The 25,520-nt window shown below is 65.5% G+C and carries 19 protein-coding genes; 7 read left to right on the top strand and 12 right to left on the bottom strand.

The annotated features are described in order from the left end of the window. The 8 genes from tssK to tssB are packed head-to-tail and all read right to left on the bottom strand — an operon-like array spanning window position 1 to window position 9,153. A complete protein-coding gene (gene tssK / locus KYT87_RS17775) occupies window positions 1-1,338 on the bottom strand; it encodes a type VI secretion system baseplate subunit TssK (RefSeq protein WP_046807001.1) in 1,338 nt (445 codons plus the stop codon). Then, complete coding sequence (tssJ, locus tag KYT87_RS17780; RefSeq protein WP_219990483.1) at window positions 1,335-2,531, bottom strand: type VI secretion system lipoprotein TssJ; 1,197 nt, start codon at window positions 2,529-2,531, stop codon at window positions 1,335-1,337. Before tssJ ends, tssK begins: the two co-directional genes overlap by 4 nt. After that, window positions 2,528-3,910 (bottom strand): type VI secretion system-associated FHA domain protein TagH, encoded by a 1,383-nt coding sequence (gene tagH, locus KYT87_RS17785; protein WP_219990484.1) that lies wholly within the window; start codon window positions 3,908-3,910, stop codon window positions 2,528-2,530. Before tagH ends, tssJ begins: the two co-directional genes overlap by 4 nt. Further along, window positions 3,907-4,926: a type VI secretion system baseplate subunit TssG gene (gene tssG, locus KYT87_RS17790; protein WP_046807007.1), complete on the bottom strand. Its 1,020-nt coding sequence runs from the start codon at window positions 4,924-4,926 to the stop codon at window positions 3,907-3,909. Before tssG ends, tagH begins: the two co-directional genes overlap by 4 nt. After that, the gene (gene tssF / locus KYT87_RS17795; RefSeq protein ID WP_219990485.1) at window positions 4,890-6,656 is read right to left on the bottom strand and encodes a type VI secretion system baseplate subunit TssF; all 1,767 of its coding nucleotides are present in this window, start codon (window positions 6,654-6,656) and stop codon (window positions 4,890-4,892) included. The genes tssG and tssF overlap by 37 nt, the downstream gene beginning before the upstream one ends. 26 nt (window positions 6,657-6,682) lie before the next feature. Then, window positions 6,683-7,084, bottom strand: coding sequence for a type VI secretion system baseplate subunit TssE (gene tssE / locus KYT87_RS17800; RefSeq protein WP_205571568.1), 402 nt, complete (start codon window positions 7,082-7,084; stop codon window positions 6,683-6,685). A gap of 39 nt (window positions 7,085-7,123) precedes the next feature. Continuing rightward, complete coding sequence (gene tssC / locus KYT87_RS17805; RefSeq protein WP_223264889.1) at window positions 7,124-8,596, bottom strand: type VI secretion system contractile sheath large subunit; 1,473 nt, start codon at window positions 8,594-8,596, stop codon at window positions 7,124-7,126. A gap of 47 nt (window positions 8,597-8,643) precedes the next feature. After that, window positions 8,644-9,153 carry a type VI secretion system contractile sheath small subunit gene (tssB, locus tag KYT87_RS17810; protein WP_046806996.1) on the bottom strand — a complete coding sequence of 170 codons (510 nt, stop codon included), beginning with the start codon at window positions 9,151-9,153 and terminating at the stop codon, window positions 8,644-8,646. A gap of 246 nt (window positions 9,154-9,399) precedes the next feature. On the opposite strand from tssB, the gene tssH reads away from it, so the two are divergent. Genes tssH through tssM form a run of 5 tightly spaced genes read left to right on the top strand, consistent with a single transcriptional unit; the run spans window position 9,400 to window position 19,781 of the window. Then, window positions 9,400-12,021: a type VI secretion system ATPase TssH gene (gene tssH / locus KYT87_RS17815; RefSeq protein WP_219990486.1), complete on the top strand. Its 2,622-nt coding sequence runs from the start codon at window positions 9,400-9,402 to the stop codon at window positions 12,019-12,021. An 8-nt stretch (window positions 12,022-12,029) separates the two neighbouring features. Beyond that, on the top strand, window positions 12,030-13,598 hold the full coding sequence (locus KYT87_RS17820; protein ID WP_219990487.1) for a sigma 54-interacting transcriptional regulator: 1,569 nt from the start codon (window positions 12,030-12,032) through the stop codon (window positions 13,596-13,598). Next, entirely contained in the window at window positions 13,595-14,335 is a 741-nt protein-coding gene (locus KYT87_RS17825; RefSeq protein WP_219990488.1) for a type VI secretion system-associated protein TagO, read from the top strand. The genes KYT87_RS17820 and KYT87_RS17825 overlap by 4 nt, the downstream gene beginning before the upstream one ends. Continuing rightward, the gene (tssA, locus tag KYT87_RS17830) at window positions 14,332-15,864 is read left to right on the top strand and encodes a type VI secretion system protein TssA (protein WP_219990489.1); all 1,533 of its coding nucleotides are present in this window, start codon (window positions 14,332-14,334) and stop codon (window positions 15,862-15,864) included. Before KYT87_RS17825 ends, tssA begins: the two co-directional genes overlap by 4 nt. Further along, window positions 15,861-19,781: a type VI secretion system membrane subunit TssM gene (gene tssM, locus KYT87_RS17835; RefSeq protein WP_219990490.1), complete on the top strand. Its 3,921-nt coding sequence runs from the start codon at window positions 15,861-15,863 to the stop codon at window positions 19,779-19,781. The genes tssA and tssM overlap by 4 nt, the downstream gene beginning before the upstream one ends. A gap of 261 nt (window positions 19,782-20,042) precedes the next feature. On the opposite strand, the gene KYT87_RS17840 is transcribed toward tssM, so the two are convergent. Both KYT87_RS17840 and KYT87_RS17845 read right to left on the bottom strand, forming a co-directional pair. Continuing rightward, the gene (locus tag KYT87_RS17840; protein WP_120156282.1) at window positions 20,043-20,393 is read right to left on the bottom strand and encodes a hypothetical protein; all 351 of its coding nucleotides are present in this window, start codon (window positions 20,391-20,393) and stop codon (window positions 20,043-20,045) included. 301 nt (window positions 20,394-20,694) lie between these two features. Then, complete coding sequence (locus KYT87_RS17845) at window positions 20,695-20,931, bottom strand: DUF3820 family protein (protein ID WP_104144378.1); 237 nt, start codon at window positions 20,929-20,931, stop codon at window positions 20,695-20,697. Between the two features lie 175 nt (window positions 20,932-21,106). Between KYT87_RS17845 and KYT87_RS17850 the strand changes: the two genes are divergently transcribed. Together KYT87_RS17850 and KYT87_RS17855 are read left to right on the top strand one after the other, a co-directional pair. Further along, on the top strand, window positions 21,107-21,532 hold the full coding sequence (locus KYT87_RS17850; protein WP_046806990.1) for a copper resistance protein NlpE: 426 nt from the start codon (window positions 21,107-21,109) through the stop codon (window positions 21,530-21,532). 178 nt (window positions 21,533-21,710) lie between these two features. After that, a complete protein-coding gene (locus tag KYT87_RS17855; protein ID WP_219990491.1) occupies window positions 21,711-22,457 on the top strand; it encodes an ABC transporter substrate-binding protein in 747 nt (248 codons plus the stop codon). Window positions 22,458-22,645: 188 nt separating this feature from the next. Here the strand turns inward: KYT87_RS17855 and aliA are convergent, their stop codons facing one another. Together aliA and aliB are read right to left on the bottom strand one after the other, a co-directional pair. Continuing rightward, window positions 22,646-24,313: a cyclohexanecarboxylate-CoA ligase gene (aliA, locus tag KYT87_RS17860; protein ID WP_219990492.1), complete on the bottom strand. Its 1,668-nt coding sequence runs from the start codon at window positions 24,311-24,313 to the stop codon at window positions 22,646-22,648. A gap of 40 nt (window positions 24,314-24,353) precedes the next feature. Beyond that, window positions 24,354-25,505: a cyclohexanecarboxyl-CoA dehydrogenase gene (gene aliB, locus KYT87_RS17865; protein ID WP_219990493.1), complete on the bottom strand. Its 1,152-nt coding sequence runs from the start codon at window positions 25,503-25,505 to the stop codon at window positions 24,354-24,356. Window positions 25,506-25,520 lie beyond the last annotated feature (15 nt).

A 25,520-nucleotide genomic window follows, 5' to 3' on the forward strand; every position in this document is an offset into this window, starting at 1 on the left:
TCATTGGCTCCTGATGGCCCACAGTTGCAATTCCATCTCGGGGTAGTCGCCGGCGATGTGCAGGCCGAAACCCGCGGTATCCCGAAGCATCTGCCAGGAAGGATGGCTGCGGTCGAACTGGAAATACGTGAACCCCGCGTGGAACGGCAAATGGCGCGGCGCGACCGGCAACGGCTGCAAGGGGATGCCCGGCAGTTGCAAGCTGACCAGTTCGCCCAGCTTTTCCATCGACGCCACCTTGGTCTGCTGCATGAACTGCTGGCGCAACCGGTCCAGCGGCATGCGCGCGCGCACCGCCAGGATGAAGTCGGCGTCCGCATACAGCGCGCGGTCATGCACGGCGGCGGTCAGCACGCCATATTGCTGGCGCTCGATCGGCAGCGAGACGGCGCGCGGCTGCAACACCGTGCTTAGCGCGCGTCGCAGCGTGTCTTCCAGCATCCGGAACGATAGTCGGGGGTCGTCGTGCTGATAGGCCGGAAACTCTTGCGGCAAGCGCCCTTCGTCGGTAAAGGTGACCAGTTCGCCACACGCCTGGCTGAACGCGATGTACAGCTGTTCGGGGTGCACATGGCGCAAGCGGGACAGGTGCAAAAACCAGGGATGCAGCCGGTTCAACACCAGCAGCAGGTTGAAGTCGGTGACGTCCGCCACGCCTGCCTGCCCCGGCGAGCCGATGCGTTCGGCAATGTTCTTGGCGCGTTCGCGCATCAGGCCGGCGATCTCGCCCAGGTAACGCTTGAGCGGCGGAATGGCGTTCAGCGACATGCCGGTGGGGTAGAACGCATCGTCCAACAGCAGGCTGCCGTCCGGGCGCCGATCCAGCAATCGGCACAGCGCCACGCCCGTGAACGCGCTGCGGTCCTCGCGTTCAAGCGTCAGCTGAAGGTTGGGCGCGGCCAGGTCCATCGACACGTAATCGCCTTCCTGGCTGTGCGTATCGCGCACCTCTTCGCTGCGTGTCACGTAGCGTGCCTTGGCATAAGTGTCCGGCCATTGCACTTCCAGCACGCCGTCCGAACGCAGCGGCAGGGTCAGGTAGACGGTCTGGTTGACGGACGACGTATCGGTGATGGCCAGCGGCACGGGCGGCGGCTGGTCGTTGGGGATATCGAACACCGTGCCGTCCGGCATCACGCCTCGGGCCCGCACGATGGCGATTTTGCCGAAGCTCAGGTATTCCTGGTTCAGCTCCAGTTCGCTCAGCCCATAAAGGTGTTCGCTGACCCCGCCGATGCGTTGGTTCGCGTGGTGTTCCAGGGCGCGGGCCTGCTGCTGAAAGTGCTGGGGCTTGACGAACAGCCCTTCGTTCCAGATGACGGGGTTGCGTGTAGTCATGGTTGGGATCTCGGTTGCGACGCGCGAAAGCTCTCATCGACAATGCCGACGCGGTTGCCGTGCAACGTCATCAACAGCGCGTAGCGGCGGCCATTGGGTTCCAGTCGGAAAGCTTGCTTCCATACCGCGCCGTTCTGATCGTGGAAGTCGGCCACGATGGCGACGTAGCGGGTGTCTTTGTCGATGCGGGCAAAGTCGATGAATTTGAACTGGCCCGGCTGCAACACATAGTCGTCCTGGCTGATATAGGTGCTGCCCAGCGCCTTTTTCAAATCTTTGGCCAGTTGCTCCGGGTCCGCGTTCAGCAGCAGCGAATCGTCTTTCAGTTGCAGCACCCTGAAGGCGATGGGGGTCGCGGCGCCGCGCGGCGGCGGGGCGGGATCGGCCGGTGGCAGGCTGGCCCCTCGGCTGTACTGGCCCAGCCCAAGGCCCAGGCCTGTGCCGGTACCCGAACCCGCGCCCGTGTCACCGCCCGTGCCGGAACCCAGGTCGCCCGCGCCCCCCATCAGCGCCATCGCGCCGGGCGCTTCGGTAGCCGGCGCGCTGGCCAAGCCACCGCCCAGCGGCAAGGGCACGCCTGAAAAGCCCTGCTCCAGCACGTGCCGCCCGGAACCAAATTGCCGCCCCGGCAGGTAGTGCGCCGAAATGCCCGGCGGCACCGTCAGGTCGCGCGTGACGACGGCGCCCGTCGACGGACCGGACGCAGGCACGGACTTGGGCGGTGCATGGCTTGCCACACCCTCCACGCCCTGCGCGTCCGCCACGTCCGCCACCTCCGTCCCCTGCGCCACCTCGGCCGGATCACGCCACAACTTGGACGACCCGGTATCCACGCGCCGCAGAGGGTGCAAGGACGGGCGCCCCTCTTCCAGTTCCTCAAGCAGGCTGCGCAGGCTTTCGATCAGCTCCTGGCGGTCGCCGCTTTTCAGCTTGACCTCAAGCGGCCCTTCCTCACGGTTGGACGCGGGGTCCGGCCCGGTATCGGCGCTGTCGTCCGGCATGCTGGCGGGGTTGGGGTTGACGTCGGCGGCGGCGTACAGGCTCAGGCCGACCAGCGAGGGCTGTTCATCGGGTGGCCCGATCGGAATGGACGGGTCCATCAGAATCTGCCCCGTCTTGGACAGCACATCGCCCACCGTGCCGCAGGCAGTCACCAGCGTGGACAGCAAGACAACGACAACAAGCCGCTTCATTCGGCCTCCGCCCGCAACACCCGGTCGTACGCCTGCTCGAACACGTCCCAGAACAGTTTTTCAAAGCCGCGTTGGCGTGTGGATGCCAGCTCGTCGTAGTAGTGCGTGTACATGCCCCACGCCCAGCCATCGCCGCCGCCCGCGTCCGATGCCTGGTGGGGGCGGTAACGGTTGAAGCGTTGCAGCAGCAGCGCCGGCGCCAGGCTGCGCAACACCGCGTCCAACCCGGCCTGGATCGCCAGCGTGACCGCGCCGTGGTGCGCGTGCAACTGCGCCAGGCTTTCGTCGACCGCCGCCTTGGGCGACAGGTGCACCACGCTGCGATCGGTGGCGAACATGGCGCGCACCGTGTCGGGATAGCTCAGGCCCAGTCGCAAGGGGTTGTCTTCAATCGGTTGCAGGCTGCGGCCCAACAGCCGCCGTGGCTGCGCGGCGTCCGGTTGCTCAGCGTAGACCCGGGCGATGCCGCGAATGGCGGCATTAAGCGCCTGCCCGGCCTCGTGCAACAGCGCTTGTCCGGCCTGCGCGTCCAGCGGCCCCAGCGGCACCTCCAGCCCTTGCATCAACAGCTCGGCGGCCTCGGTCGGATCGCCCACCATGGCCTGCCGGTTGTTCAGGCGATACGGTTGGGGCGATGGTTTATGCAGGGACTTCGGCATGGAAACTTCTCCGGGAAATGGCAAGGGAGAGCCGGTCACGGGCGACCCCGTCACGGCTTCGAATCGCGTGGTGGCAAGGTCTGCCTGGGTCGGCGCGGCCGAGCCGCCGCGGCGCACATCCCACGGTTCCATCACCACGGGAGGCGACGCGGCGGCGCGCTCGGCGGCATCCAGCGCCCGCAAGGGGTCGCTGTCGGCACGCGCGTCAAACGGTGTGCTCAGCGCCAGAAAGTCCGCGTCCACAGGCGCTAGCGCGGCGTCTTGTTCAAACACGTAGGAACCGGCAGGCAAGTCGTCATGGCCGCTGGGCTCGCCTTCCAGGATCTCGCCTACCCCGTACTGCGCCAGGTGCCGCGCCGGGTCCAGCAATTCCTGGTGCGGACGATTCAGGTGCACGGTGATGTGGTACGGCCCTATGTGCAGGACGTCGCCGTCACGCAGCTTGGCGGCGACCATCTTGCCCAGCGGCGCGTCGGCATCATTCACGCGCGTCTGGCCGCTGCGGTCCACGACGCAAAAGGCGGCATCGCGATAGACGATTTCGCTGTGAATCGGGTCGACGCGTCCGCTCTTGTCGGGCAGCGTCCAATCGGCGCCACGTCCCCCTATCGTGCCGCCGGCGGCGTCAAAACTGTGACGCGGCTTGCTGCCGTGAATCAGGGATCCGGGGTTGGCGACAACAAGCGCCAACGCCGTGAGCGAGGTTGCGGTAGCGGTCATAGACGGGCCTTGATACGAACGGTGAATGGTCGGCGCGCCGCCGTGTGCTGGACAAAGCTGGTCCAGCCCAGGTGGGCGCCGGTGTCGCGTCCCAGGTTGAAGGGCGGCACCTGGTCATGCCGCAAGCCCAGCTCCAGGTCATAGGCGGCGGGGTCGCGCAACAGGAAGTCGATCAGCTTGCGCAGTCGTTCGAAGTTCTCGCCGCTGGGCAGGAATTCCCGGAACCGCGCCTGATCCAGATCGCCGATCACAATGGAGAACTTGCTGTAGCGCGTGCGCACCCGCCCGCCCACCACGAAGCTGTCGCCCAGCACTCCGTTGCGGCGTCCAAGCCGCAAGCGCTGGCTGTCCGCCACATGCATGTAGCGCTGCTCGAACTCGCGCACGCCCACGTGCTTCAGGTCAAAGCAATGCGCGACAATGCCCGACACCACCTGCGGTGAGCGGCTGCGGCTGGCGATAACGCCGGCAAAACTCAATAGCCGGCTCCAGGGGATGGGCGTGGCGCCACGCAGTTCGACGTCGCCCAGGCCCACCATGGCAAACACATAGCGAGAAAACCGATCCCGCGCTTCCCGCCGGAACCTGACGTAGTAGCGGTATTTGCGCCACGCCTGATGCAGCAGCGTCAACAGCCGATGGTTGAAAAAATCCAGAAACGCCGGGCGGATGCCCACGCCTTGGCCGTACTCGTAGGCCAGCCGGTCCAGGTAGTGGCCGGGCAACGGCGAGTCCGGCCCGTGCAGGCCGAAGAACGTGGCCTGCACGTGGTAGTCGGCGCGCGCGCCAGCAGGCATGCGTTCGGCCAACGCCACGTCCGATGCCGGAAACCCCAGCCCCGCGTAGCTGCTCAGGCGCACACGCTGGCGCTCGGGCTCGTGGCTATCCCGGGACTCCAGATCATCGTCATGCAGGCCGTGCAGTTGCTCCAGCAACCGGAAGAAGTCGTAGTTCTTCGCATCGGCCAGCAAATGGTCCGCTAGATCAGCGGTTGTCTTCCTGTTTGCATCGGCCATTCGTAGTGCTCGTTGTTACCGGTGTTGGCGGCTTCCAGCAGGTGGAAGGAATTGATGCTGGCGTACAAGGCAAAGAAATGGCTTAACACCGTGCCGAACAGATACAGATCGCCCTCGCAGAGAAACGCGGCGGGATCCAGCTTGAGCCGCGTCTTCAGGCCCCGTATCGGCAAGCCCTTCATGAGCAGGTCGGTGGGTTGCGTGACGGCGTCGCCGATTCCGTCCAGCCGCTTGCTGCCGGCGCGCGCATGCTGGATGTCATGCAAGGCCGCGAAGTCATAGGCACGCAAGACAGCCTTCAGCGGTTCGGTGGACAGCAGCGACAGATAATTCAGCGACAGGTTTGAAATCAGCGTCCACTGCAACGCGCCGTCCAATACCGGCCGGTACGGCGCGGTCGGGCGCACGATGTTGCTGTAGGTGGCGAACGTGGGCGTCGTCTGCGTCTGCACGCAGATATCGCCCACGCCCAATGCCAGCGGCAAGTCTCGATTGGTGCACGTCAGCGCCAGCGAGACGGTTTCGTCTTCGTCGATGTAGTCGGTTTCGTCGCCACGGATAAACGCAATGCGATGCGCGACGCCCTGCTCGCCGATGGCGTTTTCGATGCGGCTGCGGTAGTACAGCGCGTGGCGGCCGCGTGCGTGTTCGATTTCATGTTGCAGCGATTCAAACGGATGAAACGTGCGCAGGTAGCGGCCGCGCTTGCCTTCGGCGACTCTCTGCCAGCCAGTGACTTCGTCGATGCTGAATATTTCGCACGCGTCGGCGCGGTGGCCGCCGGGCAACAGTCGCTGGTCCACCGCGCGCCCATTCAGGTTGATCGGCTCGGCATCCTGCTCGAACAGATTCACCGCGGGCGCGCAATACAAGGCCAGATCACCGATGCGCAGCCGGATGTCGGCGGGCATGGGCCGCGTGAAATGGAATTCCAGCCGCACGCGTTGGGTCGTGGCCTCGGGCCACAACGAGCGCAGCGCATTCAGGCTGAAGAACAGGAAGCGACGCGGGAAAATGAAATATTCCTGAAGGATGCGATACCCATCGAAGACATTCCTGGGATACGGCAGCAGCGATTCTTCGGGCGCAAAACCGGGAAACGTAACCTGCCGGGGCGCGAGCATGCGCGTCTGCCCGCCGGCTTCCAGGCGGATTTCGCCCAGGTAGCAAGACAGCCACAGGTACAGCGTCATGGCGGTGGTGTCGTCGCCCGACAGATGAAAATCCAGTTTGTCGCAGTCGAAGGTATCGATGGCGTTTCCCGCCAGCGGCGCCAGATCGACGCGCATGATGGATTTCTCGCGCGTATGCGCATCGCTGACCTCGACGATTTCCAGCGGATAGATCACCACATCCGTGCTGGTACGAAACTGGCAACGGGTGCCATCGACCGGCCGCGACAGCACGCGCGTGCCCTTCGGAATCACCTGCCGCGTCGTGATCGCGCGTTCGACCGGGGTGAACCGCATGATGGTCGCGCTGGGCAAGGGCCGCAGGTAATTCGGCCAAAGCAGCTGCAGCAGCGAATGGGTAAGTTCCGGTAGGTCGTCTTCGATCTTCAGGCGCAGCTTGGCCGTCAGGAATGCAAAGCCCTCTAGCAGCCGTTCCACGTCAGGGTCGGCGGCCTCGTCCCCCAAAAACTGCGACAGCTGTGGGTTGTCACGCGCGAACTCGCGTCCAAGCCGCCGCAGGTAATCTATCTCTTCGCGAAATTTTCCTCGCAACGGCATGTCGTCCCGCCTCCGTGGCACCGCGCTCAAACAACCCGGGCGTACCGGTCCTGATGGTGAATCACCAGATCGATCTCCACTTGTTCTTCGTGGTTCATGACCGGCACCAGGCATTCCAGCCTGAAGTTCAAACTAAGGGGTTGGGCAGGGTCCGGCCGCGAATGCACATGCAGGACCTTGATGCGCGGTTCAAAAGCCAGAACCGACGCGCGGATGTCCTGGCTGACGTGCGCGAGCAAGTCGGCGCTGCCCATCGCGGCGTCGTTGAAATCATGCAGCCCCAGCTCGGGGCTGCTCATCGAGCAGCCCCGCCGGCTATTGAGGATGCGTTCCAGGTGACGTTTGATGGCGTGGATACGTTCGGCGGCCAGCTCCTGCCGGGAACGGGTGCGCCGGGGCTGGGCGTCCGGCACCAGCCGTTCGAACAAACTGCCCTGCCCCCGCGACCTGGGCATCCGCCTGCCCCTTTATTCCTTGTCCAGCCTGCCAACCAGCGACAGCTCGAAGTTGGCGCCCATGTACTTGAAGTGCGGACGCACCGCCAGCGACACCTGGTACCAACCGGGATTGCCATCGATGTCCTGCACCAGGACCTTGGCTGCGCGCAGCGGGCGACGGCTGCGCACATCGGCGGACGGGCTTTCCTGGTCGGCGATGTACTGCCGCAGCCAAGTGTTCAGTTCGCGCTCCAGATCCTGGCGTTCTTTCCAGCTGCCGATCTGCTCGCGCTGCAACACCTTGATGTAGTGCGCCAGGCGGTTGACGATGAACATGTACGGCAGTTGCGTGCCCAGCTTGAAGTTGGTCTGCGCGGCCTGGCCTTCCGGCGTCTTTTGGAACAGCTTGGGTTTTTGCACCGAGTTGGCCGAGAAGAACGCGGCGTTGTCGCTGTCCTTGCGCATCGTCAGCGCGATGAAGCCCTCTTCGGCAAGCTCAAATTCCTTGCGGTCCGAGATCAGCACTTCGGTGGGGATCTTGGCCTGCAACTGACCCAGCGATTCGTACAGGTGCACCGGCAGGTCGTCCACCGCGCCGCCCGACAAGGGGCCGATGATGTTGGGGCACCAGCGGTACTTGGCAAAGCTGTCGGTGATGCGGCTGGCCAGCAGGTACGACGTGTTGCCCCACAAGTAGTTCTCGTGAGCCCCGTCGATGGTTTCGCGGTAGTTGAAACTGTTGACGGGATTTTCCAGCGGGTCGTACGGTTGGCGCAGCAGGAAGCGCGGCATCGTCAGGCCCAGGTAGCGCGCGTCTTCGGATTCGCGCAGGCCACGCCACTTGGTAAAACGCGGGCCTTCGAAGATGTCTCGCACTTCCTTCAGGTTGGGCAGTTCCTGGAAGCTCTTGATGTTCAGGAACTCAGCCCCGGCCGCGGCCAGGAACGGCGCGTGCGACATGGCGCCCACGGAAGCCACATAGGCAAGCAGCTTGATGTCGGGCGACGACGGGCCGAACGTGTAGTTGCTGACGATGGTGGCCACCGGCTCGCCGCCGAACTGCCCGTAGCCAGCCGTGTAGACCTGCTTGTACAGGCCGCTGCGCGTGATGTCGCCGGCGCTTTCAAAGTCTTCCAGCATTTCGTCTTTGGTGACGTGCAGGACTTCGATCTTGATGTTCTCGCGAAAATCGGTACGGTCCACCAGCAGCTTCAGGCCGCGCCAGGCCGACTCCAGCTCTTGCAACGGCGCCTGGTGCAGGATGGCGTCCATTTGCAGACCCAGCTTGCGATCGATCTGCGCAATCATCTGGTCGACCAGCTGCTTGTTGACCTGTTGTTGCGGCTCTTGCGTTCGTAGAATTTCCGAGATGAACGCGGCAACCCCGCGCTCGGCCACGGCATAGCCTTCGTGACTGGGTTCGATGCGGGTCTGGGCCATGATCTGCTCCAGCAACCCGATCGACGGCTTATCTTCCAACTTGGCGGCGGCTTGGGCCTTCATGCTCATATCCTTTGATTGCGGTTTGGCATTGCGACAGCAAGGGCGGCTTACGCGGCCGGCTTGTCCAACACAAGGTTCAGTTCCTTGGCCAGCGCCGTGCGCGCCTTGTCATCGGCCAGCAGCGTCTGCAACTGTTTGCGAAACGCCGGCACGTTGCCCAGCGGGCCCTTAAGCGCCACCAGCGCTTCGCGCAGGTCCAGCAGCTTGTTCAGCTCGGGCACCTGCCGGGCGATGGCGTCAGGCGCGAAGTCCTTCATGCGCTTGAAGTTCAGCGACACGTTCAGCGTGTCGTCTTCCTGCCCCGCCTCGCCAAGACGCGAAGGCACTTGCATCGTCAGGGCCAGGCCGGCTTCGCCCATCACGTCGTCAAAGTTGTCCTTGTCGATGCGAACGGCCTGGCGCTCTTCCAACGCCGTCTCTTCACCGTGGCCTTTGAAGTCGCCAGTGATCAGCATCTTCAACGGCAATTCCACTTCGGCTTGCTGGTCGCCGGTGGCGGGCACGTACTTGATGTTGATCCGTTCCGGCGGGGCGACGGAGACCGATTTCTTCGACATGAAAGCTCCTGTTGTGAATAAGACAAACCACTCGGGGCTACCGCGATAAGTAGTGCTGGGATGCTAAGAGCGTGCGATACGAAGTCGCAATAGGACGAATAAGAAAACGCCGGAACATTCGCGAACGTGGGCTTTTCGACTTAGTAGTAACCGCGATATTTATGTCTTTCTGATTCCTCCTATGGAAATAAAAACCGCGCCATGGTGTCGTTGCGGATTACTTCTTTGTTCGAAAGTGTGTGAGTCATGATCAGAATTGATCTCTCTTCCCTCATCGATCGCTTGAACCCCATCTGCCGCCAGGCGGTCGAAGAAGCCGCCAGCCTGTGCATCAGCCAGCATTGCGCCGAAATCACCGTTGCGCATGTGCTGACCAAGCTGGTGGATCAGCCGCTGTCCGACATGCGCGTGCTGATCCAGCACGCCGGCCTTGACGCCGATTCCGTGCGGCAGGCGCTGGCCGGCGGCAATCCTTATCACGAGGCCACGCCGGGGCAATACCCCAGCTTTTCTCCGCTGCTGATCGAATGGCTGCAAGAGGCCTGGCTGCTGGCGTCGCTTGAACTTGCACAGGTCAAGCTGCGCGGCGGCAGTCTGGCGCTAGCCGCGCTGTTGAACCCCGGGCGCTACCTGCCATTGGCCGCCATCACCCTGTTCGAACACGTCAACCGCGAAGCGCTGCGCAAAACGTTCAACACGCTGTTCGCGCAGTCGGCGGAATCGCCCGGTCCCGGGGCGGACGCGCCCGCCTCGCCGATCGATGGCGACGACACGGCCCTTGCCAGATACGGGCACGACTTCACCGCGCAGGCCCGCGCGGGCACGGTGGATCCGGTGCTGTGCCGCGATGCCGAAATCGACTTGATGATCGACATCCTTTCCCGGCGTCGCAAGAACAACCCCATCGTGGTGGGCGACGCGGGCGTGGGCAAAAGCGCGGTGGTGGAAGGGCTGGCGCTGCGCATCGTGCAGCAGCGTGTGCCCGAACCATTGCGGCACGTTGCGCTGTGGGGCCTGGACCTGGGTGCGTTGCAGGCAGGCGCGTCGGTCAAGGGCGAATTCGAAAAGCGCTTGAAAAGCGTCATTGACCAAGTCAAGGCGTCGGCGGGCCGCATCGTCCTGTTCATTGACGAAGCCCATACGCTGATCGGCGCGGGTAATGTGGCCGGCGGCAGCGATGCCGCCAACCTGCTCAAGCCCGCCCTGGCGCGCGGCGAGCTACGCACCATCGCCGCCACCACATGGTCGGAATACAAAAAGTACTTTGAAAAAGACCCCGCGCTGACGCGTCGCTTTCAGCTGGTGAAACTGGAAGAGCCCACCCAGGAACAAGCGGTGCATATTCTTCGCGGCCTGCGGGCGACCTACGAACAGGCGCATCGCGTCTACATCGGCGATGACGCCTTGCGGGCCGCCGTCAGCCTGTCCGCGCGTTACCTGTCCGGCCGTCAACTTCCCGACAAGGCCATCGATGTGCTGGACACCGCCAGCGCACGCGTTGCGACCGCGCTGGCCGAGCCCCCTCGCCGCTTGACCGCGCTGGAACACGAGCAGATGCAGATCACGGCGGAACTGGCCCAGTTGCGGCGCGATGCGCGCGCGGGCCGCGCGCCCGACCCGCGTCGCATTGCCCAGCTTGAAACAGATGGCGTGGCCGTGGCCGAGCGCATGGTGGCGCTGCAACAGGCATGGGAGCGCCAACAGGCACTGGTGGATAAGATCCTGGGCCTGCGCGCCGCGCTGCCGTCGCAAGACGCGGTCGCGGATACCCTGGTCGCGGATGGCGCTGTCGCGGATGGCGACGGCTCGGGCGATGGCGACGTGCTGGCCGCCACCGTCGCTGAACTTCACCAGCTGCAACGCGGCGGCGCGCTGCTGCACGCCGATGTCGGTCATGAACAGATCGCACAGGTGATCGCCGACTGGACCGGCATCCCCGCCACCACCATCAGCCGTGGCCAGATGGAACGGCTGACGCAATTGCCCGACGTTCTGCGCGCGCGCATCAAGGGCCAGGACGCGGCCATCGACCGCATCCACAAGCACCTGTTGACCGCCATGGCCGACCTGCGCCGGCCCGGAACGCCCTTGGGCGCATTTCTATTGGCCGGCCCCAGCGGCGTGGGCAAGACCGAAACGGCGCTAGCGCTGGCCGACGCGCTCTTTGGCGGCAGGCAGTTCCTGACGACGATCAATATGTCGGAATTCCAGGAACGGCACACGGTGTCGCGGCTGCTGGGCGCGCCGCCCGGTTATGTCGGGTATGGCGAAGGCGGCGTGTTGACCGAAGCCATCCGGCGTCAGCCCTATTCCATTGTGCTGCTGGACGAAGTGGAAAAGGCCCACCCCGAAGTCATGAGCCTGTTCTACCAGGCCTTCGACAAAGGCGAGCTTGCCGACGGCGAAGGCCGCCAGATCGACTGCAAGAACGTGTTGTTCTTCCTGACTTCGAACCTGGGCTTCGACCAACAGGACGGGCAGCTTGCCGACCTGTCCGAAGACGCGCTGCGCGCCCGCTTGGCCGCCTTCTTCAAGCCCGCTCTGCTTGCGCGGATGCAGCTGGTTCCCTACCAGTACCTGGGCGAAGACGTGCTGGACCAGATCATCCATAGCCGCCTTGAGCGCCTGCGCGTGCAGTTTGCCGCCCGCTACGACGCCACCCTGGACATTACGGCAAGCGCCCGCGACGAGTTGCGCGGACGCTGCATCCGCCACGAAAACGGTGCGCGCCTGCTCGACGCCAGCATCGACGGCGAACTGCTGCCGCCGCTGTCATTAGCCGTGCTGCGGCGGCTGGCTACGGGCGAGTCCATTGGCGGCGCGCATCTGCATTGGGCCGAGGGCGCATTCACCGCCCAGTTGCATTGAGGCCCGACATGGACGCGCAAAGCGTGGCAAACGTTGCCCGCGACATGGCAAGCGCCAGCCGGCCCGACGCGCTGGCGCAAGTGTTCGTGGCCGCCTGCGCGGCAGCGCCCGCCATCTCGGCCGCCTGCCTGTACGCGCGCAACGCCACGGGCGACGCGCTGGTGCCGTTGGCGTCGGCCGGGTCTCCCGGCCCCGACCTGCACGACGTCAGCATGGACGCGCTGGACGACCCCCTGGTCTACGCAATGACCAGTGGCAAGCCCTGCCTGGTAGAGCAGATGTCCGCTCTGGTGGGCGTGGGGTCCGGCTTCGAACGGCTGCGTGAACGCCTGGGCACGCGGCATGGCTTGATGGTCCTGCCCTTGCTCGATGCACGCCGGCAGTCGTTGGCCGTGTTGGTTCTGGCGGGGCCGTCGCTGACCTTGTCCACGTGGCGCGACCACCCCGTCTGGCGCGCCTTGCAAGCGATGCACGAAGCGCTTTTCACACGGCTGCACGCCCAGGCGCATGCCGCCGACGATGCGCGCTACCAACAGGCGCTACGCCAGATCCCGGCGGCCGACGCAGGCAAACAGCGCGCCGCGCGCTTGCTGGCGGCCGAATTCATTGGCGTCAGCGCGGCGGCGAAAGCGGCACGGGAAGCGATGCTGCGTTTCGCGGATTCGGCGTTGGCCGTGCTGCTGACGGGCGAAACGGGCACAGGCAAAGACCACGCCGCCTGGTTGATACACCAGGCCTCGTCACGCAACGGCAAATTCGTGCCCGTGAACTGCGCGGCCATTCCGCAAGACCTGATCGAAGCCGAGTTGTTCGGCAACGTGCGCGGCGCGTACACCGGCGCCGTGCAGGCGCGTACCGGCCTGGTTGCCGAAGCCGACGGCGGCACGCTGTTCCTGGATGAAATCGGCGACATGCCCATGGCGTTGCAAGGCACGCTGTTGCGGCTGCTCAATGAAAAGAAGTTCCGGCCGCTGGGCGCCACGCGCGAGCATGGCTCGGACTTCCGCCTGATCTGCGCTACCCATCGACCATTGCCGCAACTGATCCGCGATGGCCGTTTTCGCGAAGACCTGTACTTTCGGATCCGGCAACTGACGCTGGCCCTGCCGCCACTGCGCGAGCGTCCGGAAGACATTCCCGCGCTGGCCCTGCACACCGTTCTGCAACACAACCGAGAACGGCAGACTCGCGTGGCGGGTATCGCGCCGGACGCCCTCGCGGTGCTGGCGGCGCACGCCCTGCCGGGCAACGTGCGCCAGCTTCGCAGCCTGATCCTGGTGGCGTCCGAAAGAACAGCGCCAGGCCAGGCCATCCGCGCCGACACGCTTGAACTGTCGCAGGGCGACGTGCCGCCGCTGGCGGGTCACAGCGCCGGCGCCGATCTGCTGCATGGCCTGCTGCATACGGACAACCTGCCGCAGGCGCTGGACGCCTTTCAAAGCCTGGTCATCCGTGCGCGCCTGCGGCAAGTCAATGGATCTCGCACCCGGGCGGCCCAAAGCCTGGGTATCCCCAAACGTACGCTGGCGCGCCGCTGTCAGGCGTGGAATCTGGATCGGGAGGACCACACTTCATGAAACTTGCCCCTAGCTTGGTTGTGCTGATGCTGGCCGCGCCCGTCGGGCAGGCGGCCAACGACCTAGACGCGTTCGCGCGCGACTGCACGCAGATCGTGTCCGGCGTTGAACGGCTGGCCTGCTTTGACGCGGCGGCGGGCACACCGCCCACGCTCTCCGCGCCGCTGAACGGCCATCGGCACACGGTTGCGCTGGACCCCGCCGCGGGCATCCCCTCGACCGCCGAGCCGGCCCCGGCCCCCGACGCGGCGACCGCGCTGCTGCCGCCTTCTGCCCGCGCGTACGACATCGTCAGGCAGAACGAATCGACACGCCCGGAGGACGACAGGTCGTTTTTGATAAGCGACTCGAACGAGCCGCCCGCCGGACAGCAGCGCGTGGTGATTTCCGCGCCCGCGTTGAACATGCGCCCGCCTATCTATCTGGCCATCACCTGCCTGTCCAACATTTCGCGGTTGCAGCTACTGGCCGACCGGCCGTTTGAACGGCACCAGATGTCGGTGCGGCTGTACATGGACGACCGTCCGCTGTCGCCCGCGCGGCCGTGGCGCGTGCTGGACGAAGGCAACGTGGCGGACGCCGGCCGGGGCCTGGTTGCCATCGAACAACTGCGGCCGTTCGTCGCGGGCGCGCGGCTGCGTGTGGAAAGCGACTATGCGCCCGTCAACGGCCTGACGTTCGACGCCACGGGCCTGCAAGCGCTGTTGTCGCGCCAGCGCGAGGCGTGTCACTGGTGACGCACTACGCCCCGCTTGACATGGATGCCCTGCTGGCGCCGCTGGACGCCCGCCAGCCCGCCGGCCACTTCGACGAAGAAGACGAAACCTTCCAGGCGATCGACCACGAGATGATCAAACTGGGCGGTCTGCAAGAAGCGCGGCTGGACTGGCTGTACGTGGACGAGGCCGCTCGCCAGTACCTGGCGTCACAGTGCAAGCATTTTCGCGTCGCGGGCCACTTGATTTCCGCGCGCATCAAGGCGGGCTCATGGCGGCGCTGGGCCGAAGCGGCCGATGTGCTGGCGGGCATGGTCGAGCACTACTGGGAGACCGGGCATCCCAAGCCCGGCCCGACGGGTTACCTGGGCAAGCGCCGACTGGTGTCCTTGTTGGCCGACCGCCTGCGCGACGCGCTGGAAACGCTGCCGGCCGCCAGTTTCAACCAGGCGGATCAGGCGCGCGCGCAGCAGGCGCTGGACCGGCTTCAGGCCAGTGCGCCCGAGGCCAAGCTGGACCAGGCATTGCTGACCCGGTTGGAAGCGCACTTTTCCCGCCGCGTCGAACAGGCCCGCTATCCAGACGCCGCGGCATCGGCCGCCCCCAGAAGAGGTGCCGGGCAACAAGGCAGCCAGGCCATCAGCGAGAGCTTTTTCGGCGGACCCGGTGGGTCTGCCAGTGGGTCTGCTGGCACCCCTGCCAGCTCCTTTTCCAGCGCCGCGCCAACCGCCTCGCTTAGCGCCGGCGACGAGCGCGAGAACCGCCGATCCCTGTTGAGCGTGGCCGAATTCATCAACCAGCAGGACGCCTACGACCCCACCGGTTACCAGCTGCGCCGCTTCGCCCTGTGGGCGCATCTGCACGCGGCGCCCAACACGCGCCACGGCATGCGCACCGAATTAATGGCGGTGCCGGCCGATATCGTGGACGGCTACGGCGAAGCCCTGGCCGGCAACGCCGTCAACCCGGCGCTGCTGCAACGGGTTGAAAAAAGCGTCGTCGCCTCGCCCTACTGGATACGTGGCAGCTTTCTGGCAGCCGGTATCGCCGCGCGCCTTGAAATGAAGGACGCCGCCGCCGCGATCCGGCTTGCCACGGAACGCTTCGTGCGCCGCATTCCCGCGTTAGTGGACCTGAGCTTCAGCGACGGCCGGGCCTTTGTCGACAGCGAAACACTGGCCTGGATCAGCGGCGCGGATGCCCACGACGGCAGCGTCGGCCCGCATCCGGAATTTGCCGCCCTGCGTGAAGAACTGATTGCGCAGCTGGACAGCGACGGTGTCGAAACCGTGCTGCATCGGCTGCAAGAACAACAGGGCAATTCGGAATCGCCACGCCAGCGCGCGTACGCCACCGTCATCGCAGCGGACCTGCTTGCCGCTCGCGGCCTGTCATGGCTGGCTCAGAACCTCTACACGAATGTGGCCGTCACGCTGCGCGCGATGCCCGCCCACGAATGGGAGCCCGAGCTGGCCGAACAATTGAACCCATACCTGCCCGTCCGCCCCGCCAGCGACGCGGACAGCAAGAGCCAAGGAGTCCTGCGATGAAGAATGTGTGGTCGATGATCAAGCGCTACGGCATGCCGGTCGCCAGCCAGTTCAAAAGCGCCATGCCGATCCTGGTGCTGATCGCCATCGTGTTCCTGCTGATCGGCCTTTGGTGGCTGGGCCCGTTCTGGACCTGGCGTGGCCAGCAACCCCTTGCCGATCTGACCCTGCGTATCCTGTGCACGCTGCTGATCCTGATGGCGCCGGCGCTGGGGTGGCTGTGGGCGCTGCGCCGACGCAATCGCCGGCTGGAGGCCGAGCGCGGCGCCTTGGCGCAGCGCGAAGACGACCCGGTGCTGCGCTTCGTGCAGGCGCAAGAGCGCGCGCTGGATCAAAGCCTGAACATGCTGCGTTCCAACCTGAAGGGCCGCAACGCGATCTACGAGCTGCCGTGGTACCTGGTGCTGGGTCAGGAAAATACCGGCAAGACCAGCTTCATCAACCGATCCAGCCAAAGCTTTTCACTAAGCAACGAGATCAAGGCCGGCGTGCGCCGCGCGTATGCGGACCCGGACCTGGCGTATGACATCGATTGGTGGATGGGTGATGAAGCGGTGCTGATCGACCCACCCGGCGAGCTTGTCAGCCAGACAGAGGCCGCGCCCGCGCCCGAAGTCGCGGACCGTGTATCGGATCGCGCCTTGTCCGGCGGCGCGGCAGCGGCAGCTGCTGCTGCTGCTGCTGCTCAGGCCGCCCCGCAAAGCGGCGCGCAAGTCGCCGACCAAGCCGACGGTCCGGTCACCCCGCAATCTCCCCCACAATCCCCCCCGCAGGCGGCGCCCTCTTCGCGCTCGCTGGGGCAGGTCTTGTTGCCGCCCGGTGCGCACGCACGACTGTGGGCCGGGCTGTTGGACTGGCTGGGTCGCAACCGCAGCCGGCGCCCGCTGAACGGCGTGGTGTTGATGGTTGACCTGGTGACGCTGCTGAATCAAAAGGCCAGCGACCGCAAGGCCTTGGCGATTCTGCTGCGCACGCGCCTGGCCGAACTGAGCCGCCACCTGGGCACGCGCCCGCCGCTGTATGTGGTCCTGAGCAAGTTCGACCTGCTCAACGGATTCGAACCGTTCTTTGCCCGTCTGCCGCGTGCCGTGCGCGAAGACATCTTCGGCTTCACCTTCACGCTGGACTCGGTGCATGACTACGACGCGTGGCTGGACGAGCTGGCCGGCCGCTATGACGGCTTCATCCAACGCTTGAACGAACAGATATTCGACGCGCTGGGCGAGGCCGCCACGATGCAGGCGCGCGAAGCGCTGTTTTCGCTGGTGCGGCAATTGGCCGGCATGCGGCCGGTGCTGCTGGGCTTTCTGGAAGACGTCCTGGGCAGTGACCGATACATCACGCCCGCCCTGCCGCGCGGCGTGTATTTTTCGTCCGTCTATCAGCAGGGGCTTCTGTGCGACGCCTTCATCAATGCCGCGTCGCAATCGTATGGCCTTGAAGAGGCGCCCGCGCATGCCAAGCCCAGCGGCCGCTCGGTGGTGTATTTCGCGCAGCAGGTGTTCCAGCGCATCATCTACCCCGAGGCCGGCCTGGCGGGCGACAACCTGAAGGTCATGGCCGACAAGCGCCGCACGCTGCTGGTGGGGTTTGGCGTGGCCGGGCTGGGCTGCCTGCTGATGGCCGGCGGCTGGTACCACTACCACGGCGTCAACCGCCAGATGGCAATGTCCGTGCTGGAAAAAAGCCGCGAATTCAGCGTCCACAAGATTGACGGCAGCAGCGACCCCACGGGCCGCAACCTGTTGCAGCCGCTGGACCAGATCCGCAGCGCCGTCGCGGTCGTGGGCGATTACCGCAGTGCCTGGCCGGTGGTGTCCGAGCTGGGCCTGTACCAAGGCCGCAAGATCGGGCCTAAGGTCGACGAGGCTTATTTGCAGTTGCTGTCGAAGCGCTTTCTGCCGGAGTTGGCCAGCGGCGTCATGCACGCCATCAATAGCGCGCCCTCGGGCAGCAACCAGCAACTGGCGGCGCTGCGCGTCTATCGCATGATCGAAGACCGCGACAACCGCCGCGCCCCCATTGTCGAAGACTGGATGACGCAGCAATGGCAGGCCGCCTACCCGGGCCAGGGCTCGGTGCAGAACGGCCTGATGCGGCATCTGGACTACGCCATGAAATATGCCGACGCCGAGCTTCCCCAACACCAGGCGCGCATCGCCGACGTCCAGCAGCGCCTGCGGCAGTTGCCCATGCCGCAACGCGTCTACATGACGATGCGCGAACAGGCGGGCAAGATCCTGCATTCGCCGCTGGACCTCCGCCATGAGGTCGGCCCGGCGTTCGACATCCTGTACAAGGATCCGGCCGCGCCGGGCAGCACGGCGGGCGCGACCACGCGCATCGATCCGCTGCTGACGGCGGCGGGTTACCACGGCTACTTTGCCGCGCACGGCAAGGACTTTACCGACCTGGCCATGATCGACCGCTGGACGCTGGGCGAGCGCCAACGCATCGACTATTCAGAGGCCGATAAACAGGTGCTGGCCGAACGCGTGCGCGCGCTGTACAGCAGCGACTACATCGACACCTGGCAACGCAACCTGAACCAGCTTGAAGTGGTGGACTTCAACGACCTGGGCCAGGCGGTAACGGTGCTGGGCAATGTCACCAGCCCGGCCGCGCCGCTGCGCCGCCTGCTCGAGACCGTGCGCGACAACACGGTATTGAGCCCACCCTCGCCCGGGGTCGCCACGCCGGGCCAGCCCACCGACAAGGTCGAGCCGGTGACGGCCAATGCCATCACCGGCGCCAACGTTCCGCAGGTGGCGGTCATTGCGCGGCCGTTTGCGCCCTTGTCGGAACTGCTGCTGTCCAAGGGCGACAAGCCTTCGTACCTGGACGAAAGCATGGGCGCCATCGGCCGCGTCCACGACACGCTGAAGGGCGTGCATGACAGCGCTGAACCGGGCAAGGCCGCGCTGGCCGTCGTGCTGGACCGCTTTGCGCTCAAGGGGGCCGACCCCATCGGCAACCTGCAACGCGTGGCGGTGGGCCTGCCCGAACCGCTGAACCGGCAAGTGAAAAAGCTGGCGGACGAATCCTCGCAGGTGCTGCTGATCGAGGCGCTGAAGGAACTGGAACGGCGGTGGGACACCGACGTCTACCGCTATTACCAGGAGCGGCTGGCCGGGCGCTACCCGTTCAACCCGAACAGCCGCGTGGACGCCTCGCTGGAAGACTTCACGGCGCTGTTCGGGCCGCAAGGCAGGCTGGCGCAGTTCAAGGAGCAATACTTGAAATTGTTCTTTGACGACAACCTTGAAGCCTTGTATTCAGAACGCCGTGGCGGGTACCTGGTGCGCATGGACGTGTTGGAGCAGCTTGAGGCAGCCGACCGAATCCGCGATGCCTTCTTCAACAGCCGAGGGGCGCTGGGCGTGCAGTTCAGCATCGAACCGCTGGGGCTGACGTCCAGCCGGCGCAGCAGCGTGCTAAGCGTCGAAGGTCAGTTGATTGCCTATAGCCACGGGCCTAGCAATAGCGTCGGCCTGATCTGGCCGAACAATCTGGGCGATTCCACGGAAAGCCGTATCACGCTGGTCAGCGCGGCGGGCACCAGCAGCGGGCTGGTGTATCGCGGGTCGTGGTCGATGTTTCGCCTGTTGAGCCAGGCGCGCCTGGACAGCGCAACGGCCAATAGCGTGGACCTGAGCTTTTCCGCCAACGACGGCGCGATGCGCTATCGCATCACGGCCGAGAAATCCAACAATCCGTTCACGCAAGCGAGTTTTGACGGGTTCGTCTTGCCGCAAACGCTGCTGGCCGAGGCATCCAAGCCGACGCCGACTCCGCCCGCGCCCCTCTTCACCCCGGCGGCCAACCCCAAGGCAAGCACGCCCAAGGGGCCGCCGCGTTCGCCGCCCAAGGCAAGCGCCGCGCTGCCCAAGCTGGCCATCAATGCGGCACCGCGCTGATGAATCCTGGGAACGCCGCAGCGGCATTTTGCAATGCACGCCCTGAGCAACCGGCGTCCGTGGTCGACGCGGCTGCTGTCGGCCGGCAAGCGAAACCGACCGGGTCCTGCAAACGGCTGAAGTCGGCTCGGTCCGGCGGGCAACTGGACCCGGCAGGATCCAGCAAGTGGCCGATGCCGGCCCGGTCCAGCGGGCAACAGAACACGGCAGAATCCAGCAATTGGCCGATGCCGGCCCGGTCCGGCGCGTCCGGTGTACGGCTTACTGCTGCTGGCGGCGTTGTTCCAGCTCTTTCAGGCACTGGGCAACGCCGGCCTGCATCTGCGCGTTGGACACCGCCGCGCGGTCAGACACTTCACGGCAGCGCACATACTGCGCACGGCTTTCCTCGGTGTCGCGCATGACTGGCGGGGGTGCGCTCGGGTCAGGCGTGACGGTCATGCGCAAGGTCGACGGCGGCGACTGGCTGCCGTCCTTGGAAGGCATGCTGGGAAATTGCATTTCCTGGGATGCGGGCGCGGGGCTTTGCATGGACTGCGCATGCGTCACGCTTGCGGCGCCCAGCGTGCAAAGCGCGGCGAACACGGCGGCAGGAACGGAGAATTTCTTCATGGGGACCTCTTCTTTAATGGGCAAGCGCCCTTGGCGACCGGATGGTGGATGCGCGGCCGCCCGGGGCGCGCCGGCTAATCGTAGCGCCCGGTGCGCGCTCTCGTCGTGCCAAACCGCTACAAGCGCCCCCGCAGTTGTTTCGCGCCGTTTCCGACCCGGCCATGCCATCGGGCATTGGGGCGGCCCCAGATGGCTGGGTCCGAAGCAAAGCTCGGGGCTAAATCCGGGGCTAAATCCGGGCCTGAACCCGGGGCCAAATCTGCGGCTAAATCCGACGCTGAATCTGGGCCTGAATCCGGTGCTACGCCTTGGGCGCAGACCCGGACCGCGACGTACGCAGCGGCGCCAGCAAGGACGACAAGCCGTTGTGATCCAGTTCATGCATCAGCGCCAGCAGGCGGCCCAGCTCGCCGGGCGGAAAGCCCTTGCGCGCAAACCACGCCAGGTAAGGGCCGGGCAGGTCGGCGATGAGTCGCCCTTTGTACTTGCCGAACGGCATGTCGCGGGTCACCAGCAAGTTGAGCAGTTCAGGGTCCATGGCGCATCAAGAGATTAAGCCGGCAGTCTACCCCAGCCGTTCTGCCTTGCCATGCACCCTTCCCGCAACGGATTGCGGCACTTTACATCCCGTTTCAGCACCCTCCCGTTACTGTCCGTATCGTCAATCCGGCAGGACATGTTCCGGCAAAAACACTAACCCACAGGAGCTCGCCATGATGAAAACCACCCTGACCTGCACCCTGAGCCTGGCCTTGCTTGCCGGCTGCGCGCCGTTCAAGTCGCATGACGCGCGCGACACGCCCGCCGATAACCACACCGCCCGCAATGCGCTGGACTGGCCAGGCAGCTACGAAGGCACGCTGCCCTGCGCGGATTGCCCCGGCATCAAGACGCGCTTGACGCTGCTCAAGGGCGACCGCTACGAGCGCCAGACCCAGTACCTGGACCGCGAGCCGCAACCCGAAATCGTGACCGGCACGTTCAGCTGGGAGTCGGACGGCAGCACCATCCGCCTGGACGCTTCCGGCGACAGCCAGCGCTACTTCGTCGCCGAGAACCAGGTGACGATGCTGTACCGCGACGGCACCCGCCCCACGGGTCCACTGGCCCCGCACTACGTGCTGCGCCGCGCGCAATAAGGCGCGGGTCGGGTTTCGTGCCGGCGCGAAAGCGCGCGGACACAGGGGCGACTTCCAGGAGGCAGGTGCGGCCGTGTGCAGGCGCCAATCCCGCAATGCACAGGCGCCGTCGATCCGGCTATTCTTGAGGGCAAGCCGCTGCGCCCTGACGGCGCGGCGCATACCGATCAAGGAAGCCATGAAGACCGACCACGAGCTGCTTTCCGCATTCGCCCCCACCGGCACGCTGCGCGCGTCCATCAACCTGGGCAATCCCATTCTGGCCAACACCGACCCGGCCACCGGCCAGCCGGTTGGCGTCTCGGTGGACCTGGCCAGGGAACTGGCGCGGCGCCTGGACGTCAAGCTGGAATTGGTGGTTTTCAAATCGGCCGGCGAATCGGTCAACGCGGTGGCGGCCGGGCAGGCGGACGTGGGGTTCTTCGCGATCGACCCCTTGCGTGGCGAACAAATCGCCTTTACCGCCCCCTACGTCGTGATCGAAGGCGCCTACCTGGTACGCGACGATTCGCCGATCACTGCCATGGAACAGGTCGACAGCCAGGGCGTGCGAGTGACGGTCGGCAAAGGCAGCGCCTACGACCTGTACCTGACGCGCGAACTGAAGCACGCCGAAATCTTCCGCGCGCCGACCTCGCCCGCCGTCGTCGATACCTTCATGAAAGAAAATCTGGAAGTGGCCGCGGGCGTCAAGCAGCAGCTGCAAGCCGACGCCGCGCGCCTGGGCGGCCTGCGGCTACTGGACGGCCATTTCATGCTGATACGCCAGGCAATGGGCGTGCCCAAGAGCCGGGGCGACAAGGCCAGCGCGTATCTGTCGGCCTATGTGGAAGCCATGAAGAAGGCCGGGTTTGTGGCCGACGCGCTGGCGCGTCACAAGATCCAGGGCGCGGCGGTGGCGCCGCTGGAAGCGACGGGGGCCTGAGCCGGATAGTTTTCGCGGGCGCGTCCCGCCGCTTCGTTATGCGAGCGACGCGGGCGGGGCATTGTCCAAGGTGACGTCCGGTGCGCTGTCCGGTGCATTAGCCGGTGTGATGTCCGACACGCGGGCTCCGAGGTGATGTCCGATGTGATGTCCGATGCGATGTCCGTTGTGATGTCTGATGTCCGCACCTACCCCGGCGTCCCGCCCTGCCCCTCCCCCAGGCTTGCACTCAGCATCTCGCGCAGCTTGAACTTCTGGACCTTGCCCGTGGGCGTGGTCGGCAGTTGGTCCAGCACTTCCAGGCGCTCGGGAATGTACTGCCTGGTCACGCCGAAGCCTTTCAAGAACTGCACCAGATCCTGCAAGCTCAACACCTGCCCGGGCTTGAGCGTTACCACCGCGCAGGCGCGTTCACCCAGGCGGGCGTCCGGATACGCCGCGATGGCCGCCATCTCCACGGCAGGGTGCCGATACAGCAGCGACTCGATTTCAACCACGGGGATGTTCTCGCCGCCTCGGATGATCACGTCCTTGCTGCGCCCCGTAATGCGCAAGTAGCCGTCGGCGTCGATGCGGGCCATGTCGCCCGTATCGAACCAGCCGTCGGCGTCGGTGGCGTTCAACTGCGGCCGCTTCAGGTAGCCGCCAAAATTGGAGCATGACCGTAGCCAAAGCTGGCCTTCGACGCCGGCGGGCAAGGTTGCGCCCGACGCGTCCCTGACTTTGATTTCAACGCCGGGCAGTGGCTTGCCGTCGGTGGTGCAGGCCCGCGTGTCGTCATCGTCCAGCAGGGTCAACGTGACCGCGCCGTTTTCCGTCATTCCCCAGGCCGAGATGATTTTCGCGCCCAGCGCGCGAGTGGCCTGTTCGACAAGCGGGCCGGGGATGGGCGCGCCCGCGCAAAGAAAGACGCGCAGCGTGGGCACCGTCAAGCCCGACTGCGCCACCTGACGTGCGATATCCGTCAGGAACGGCGTCGATGCCATGCTGAACGTGACGCCCAGTTCACGCATCAGCGCAACGGCTTTCTCGGCATTCCAGATATCCAGCGTGACGGCGCTCGCGCCCAGGTAGAACGGCATCATCAAGCCGTACATAAAGCCGGTCTGGTGCGCCATAGGCGAGCCCATCAGCACAACATCGTCCGAGCCCAGGCGCAGCCGCTCGGCGTAAGCGGCGATGTTGGACAAGCAGGTGTTGGCGGTGTGCATGACGCCCTTGGGCTCGCCCGTGGTGCCAGACGTGTACATCAGCTGTGTGACGTCATCCGGGCCGGGGCGGGATTGGGTCAGGATGCGTTCGGCATCCGGCTCGCGTTCCCATTCAGGCCCCGCCAGCAGCGCCTGGAAGCTGTCGGCGCCCTGGCCACCGACCACGATCACATGCTGTAGCGCTGGCAGATCCGCGCGCAAGCCGGCCACCATCTCCGGGTAGTCAAAGCCCCGAAACCGATGCGGCACGATCAGCACGCGCGCTTCGCTATGGCGCAGCATGAAAGAGAGTTCACGCTGCCGAAAAATATGCATCAGCGGATTCATCACCGCGCCGATGCGCGAGCAGGCCAGATACGTGACGACGAATTCCCAGCCATTGGGCAGTTGGCACGCCACCACGTCGCCGCGCCCGACGCCCAGGCGCGCCAGCCCCACGGCAGCGCGGTCGGCCAGCGCCGCCAGTTCGCGATAGGTGAACGTGCGCTGCGTGCCGACGTCGGACTGCACGGCCGTCAATGCAACTTTGTCGGGATGCGCCGCCACGCATTTGTCCAGCAGGTCGTTGATGGTCAGGTCCCGCCACCAGCCGCGCGCGATGCTCAACGCCCGGCGCGGTGCAATCAATACGGCGTCAAATTCCATGGATGCGTCTCCCAGAGAGGTTGCAAGGAATGCGGGGATATCAAGCGGGCACGGCGCGTCGACCCGCGCGCTCGCGAGCGATGATGATTTTCATGATTTGCGCGGTGCCGTCGCCAATCTGGAATCCCAGCACGTCGCGTAGCCGTTGCTCCATCAGCCCGTGGTCGTATCCGCCATGGCCGAACGTCAGCAGGCATTGATGCACCACGTCGTACGCCAGCTTCGGTGCCCACCATTTGCACATGGCGGCTTGCGCGCTGTGGGGCAGGTTGCGGTCCTTCAGCCACAAGGTCTGAAGGCACAGCAGCCGAGCCGCCTCAAGCTGGGTTTCGGCCTCGGCCAGCGGATGCGACACGCCCTGGAATGCGGTCAAAGGTTTGCCGAAGGCCTCGCGCTGGGCGGCATACGCCCACGTCTCATCCAGCGCTGCGCGCGCCACCGCCAGCACCTGTAGCCCGATCAGCGCGCGCGAATAATCAAAGCCCTGCATGACCTGGACAAAGCCGTGGCCTTCCTGCCCCAGCCGGTGGTCCGCCGGCACCCGCACGTTTTCGAAGAATAGCGAGCCACGTCCGATGGCGCGCTGCCCGTGGCAGTCAAAGCGGTTGCGCGTGATGCCGGGCAAGTCCATCGGCACCAGCAAGGCCGTCACGCCATGCGCGCCCGATTCCACGGTGCCACTGCGGCCGAACACGATGGCGGCGTCCGCTTGGTCCGCGGCGGAGATGGATGTTTTTTCACCGTTGACCACGTAGTGCCCGTCCACGCGCTCGACCCGCAGCCGCAGGTTGGCGGCATCCGAACCGCCGCGCGGCTCGGTCAAGGCAATGGACAGCAACGCATTGCCCTGCGTCAGCCGGGTCAGCCACGGCGCGGCGACCTCGCGCTGGCCATGCTGCGCCAGGATCTGCCCATTCAACGATGCCAGCAGATTGACGTAGGAAAAGCTCAAGTCGGCGCGCGCGATCTGCTCGTGGATGACGCCGGCCGCGATGCAGCCCAGGCCCTGTCCGCCGCGGTCCTCGGGCAACTCGGGCGCGATGAACCCCAACTGCCCCATTTCGCGCATCAGGCCGCGATCCAGGACGCGGGTCCTGTCGCGCTCCAGGTAGCCGGGCGCCACGCGGCCGTCCGCGAATCGCCCCGCGTGCTCGGCCAAGACGGACAGGTCTTCGTCGATGTACGGATTCATGTTGTCTCCTCCGGC

Source organism: Achromobacter sp. ES-001 (genome assembly GCF_019448355.1).
Taxonomy (GTDB): Bacteria; Pseudomonadota; Gammaproteobacteria; order Burkholderiales; family Burkholderiaceae_B; genus Achromobacter; species Achromobacter spanius_B.

Bases quoted from the DNA above. Each gene is read 5' to 3' on its own strand.
- aliB (WP_219990493.1), bottom strand. From the start codon at position 25,505: ATGAATCCGTACATCGACGAAGACCTGTCCGTCTTGGCCGAGCACGCG.
- tssM (WP_219990490.1), top strand. From the start codon at position 15,861: ATGAAGAATGTGTGGTCGATGATCAAGCGCTACGGCATGCCGGTCGCC.
- tssF (WP_219990485.1), bottom strand. From the start codon at position 6,656: ATGCCGTTGCGAGGAAAATTTCGCGAAGAGATAGATTACCTGCGGCGG.
- tssK (WP_046807001.1), bottom strand. From the start codon at position 1,338: ATGACTACACGCAACCCCGTCATCTGGAACGAAGGGCTGTTCGTCAAG.
- tssB (WP_046806996.1), bottom strand. From the start codon at position 9,153: ATGTCGAAGAAATCGGTCTCCGTCGCCCCGCCGGAACGGATCAACATC.
- tssC (WP_223264889.1), bottom strand. From the start codon at position 8,596: ATGAAGGCCCAAGCCGCCGCCAAGTTGGAAGATAAGCCGTCGATCGGG.
- KYT87_RS17840 (WP_120156282.1), bottom strand. From the start codon at position 20,393: ATGAAGAAATTCTCCGTTCCTGCCGCCGTGTTCGCCGCGCTTTGCACG.
- tssH (WP_219990486.1), top strand. From the start codon at position 9,400: ATGATCAGAATTGATCTCTCTTCCCTCATCGATCGCTTGAACCCCATC.
- KYT87_RS17820 (WP_219990487.1), top strand. From the start codon at position 12,030: ATGGACGCGCAAAGCGTGGCAAACGTTGCCCGCGACATGGCAAGCGCC.
- KYT87_RS17825 (WP_219990488.1), top strand. From the start codon at position 13,595: ATGAAACTTGCCCCTAGCTTGGTTGTGCTGATGCTGGCCGCGCCCGTC.
- KYT87_RS17845 (WP_104144378.1), bottom strand. From the start codon at position 20,931: ATGGACCCTGAACTGCTCAACTTGCTGGTGACCCGCGACATGCCGTTC.
- tssJ (WP_219990483.1), bottom strand. From the start codon at position 2,531: ATGAAGCGGCTTGTTGTCGTTGTCTTGCTGTCCACGCTGGTGACTGCC.
- tagH (WP_219990484.1), bottom strand. From the start codon at position 3,910: ATGACCGCTACCGCAACCTCGCTCACGGCGTTGGCGCTTGTTGTCGCC.
- KYT87_RS17855 (WP_219990491.1), top strand. From the start codon at position 21,711: ATGAAGACCGACCACGAGCTGCTTTCCGCATTCGCCCCCACCGGCACG.
- tssG (WP_046807007.1), bottom strand. From the start codon at position 4,926: ATGGCCGATGCAAACAGGAAGACAACCGCTGATCTAGCGGACCATTTG.
- aliA (WP_219990492.1), bottom strand. From the start codon at position 24,313: ATGGAATTTGACGCCGTATTGATTGCACCGCGCCGGGCGTTGAGCATC.
- KYT87_RS17850 (WP_046806990.1), top strand. From the start codon at position 21,107: ATGATGAAAACCACCCTGACCTGCACCCTGAGCCTGGCCTTGCTTGCC.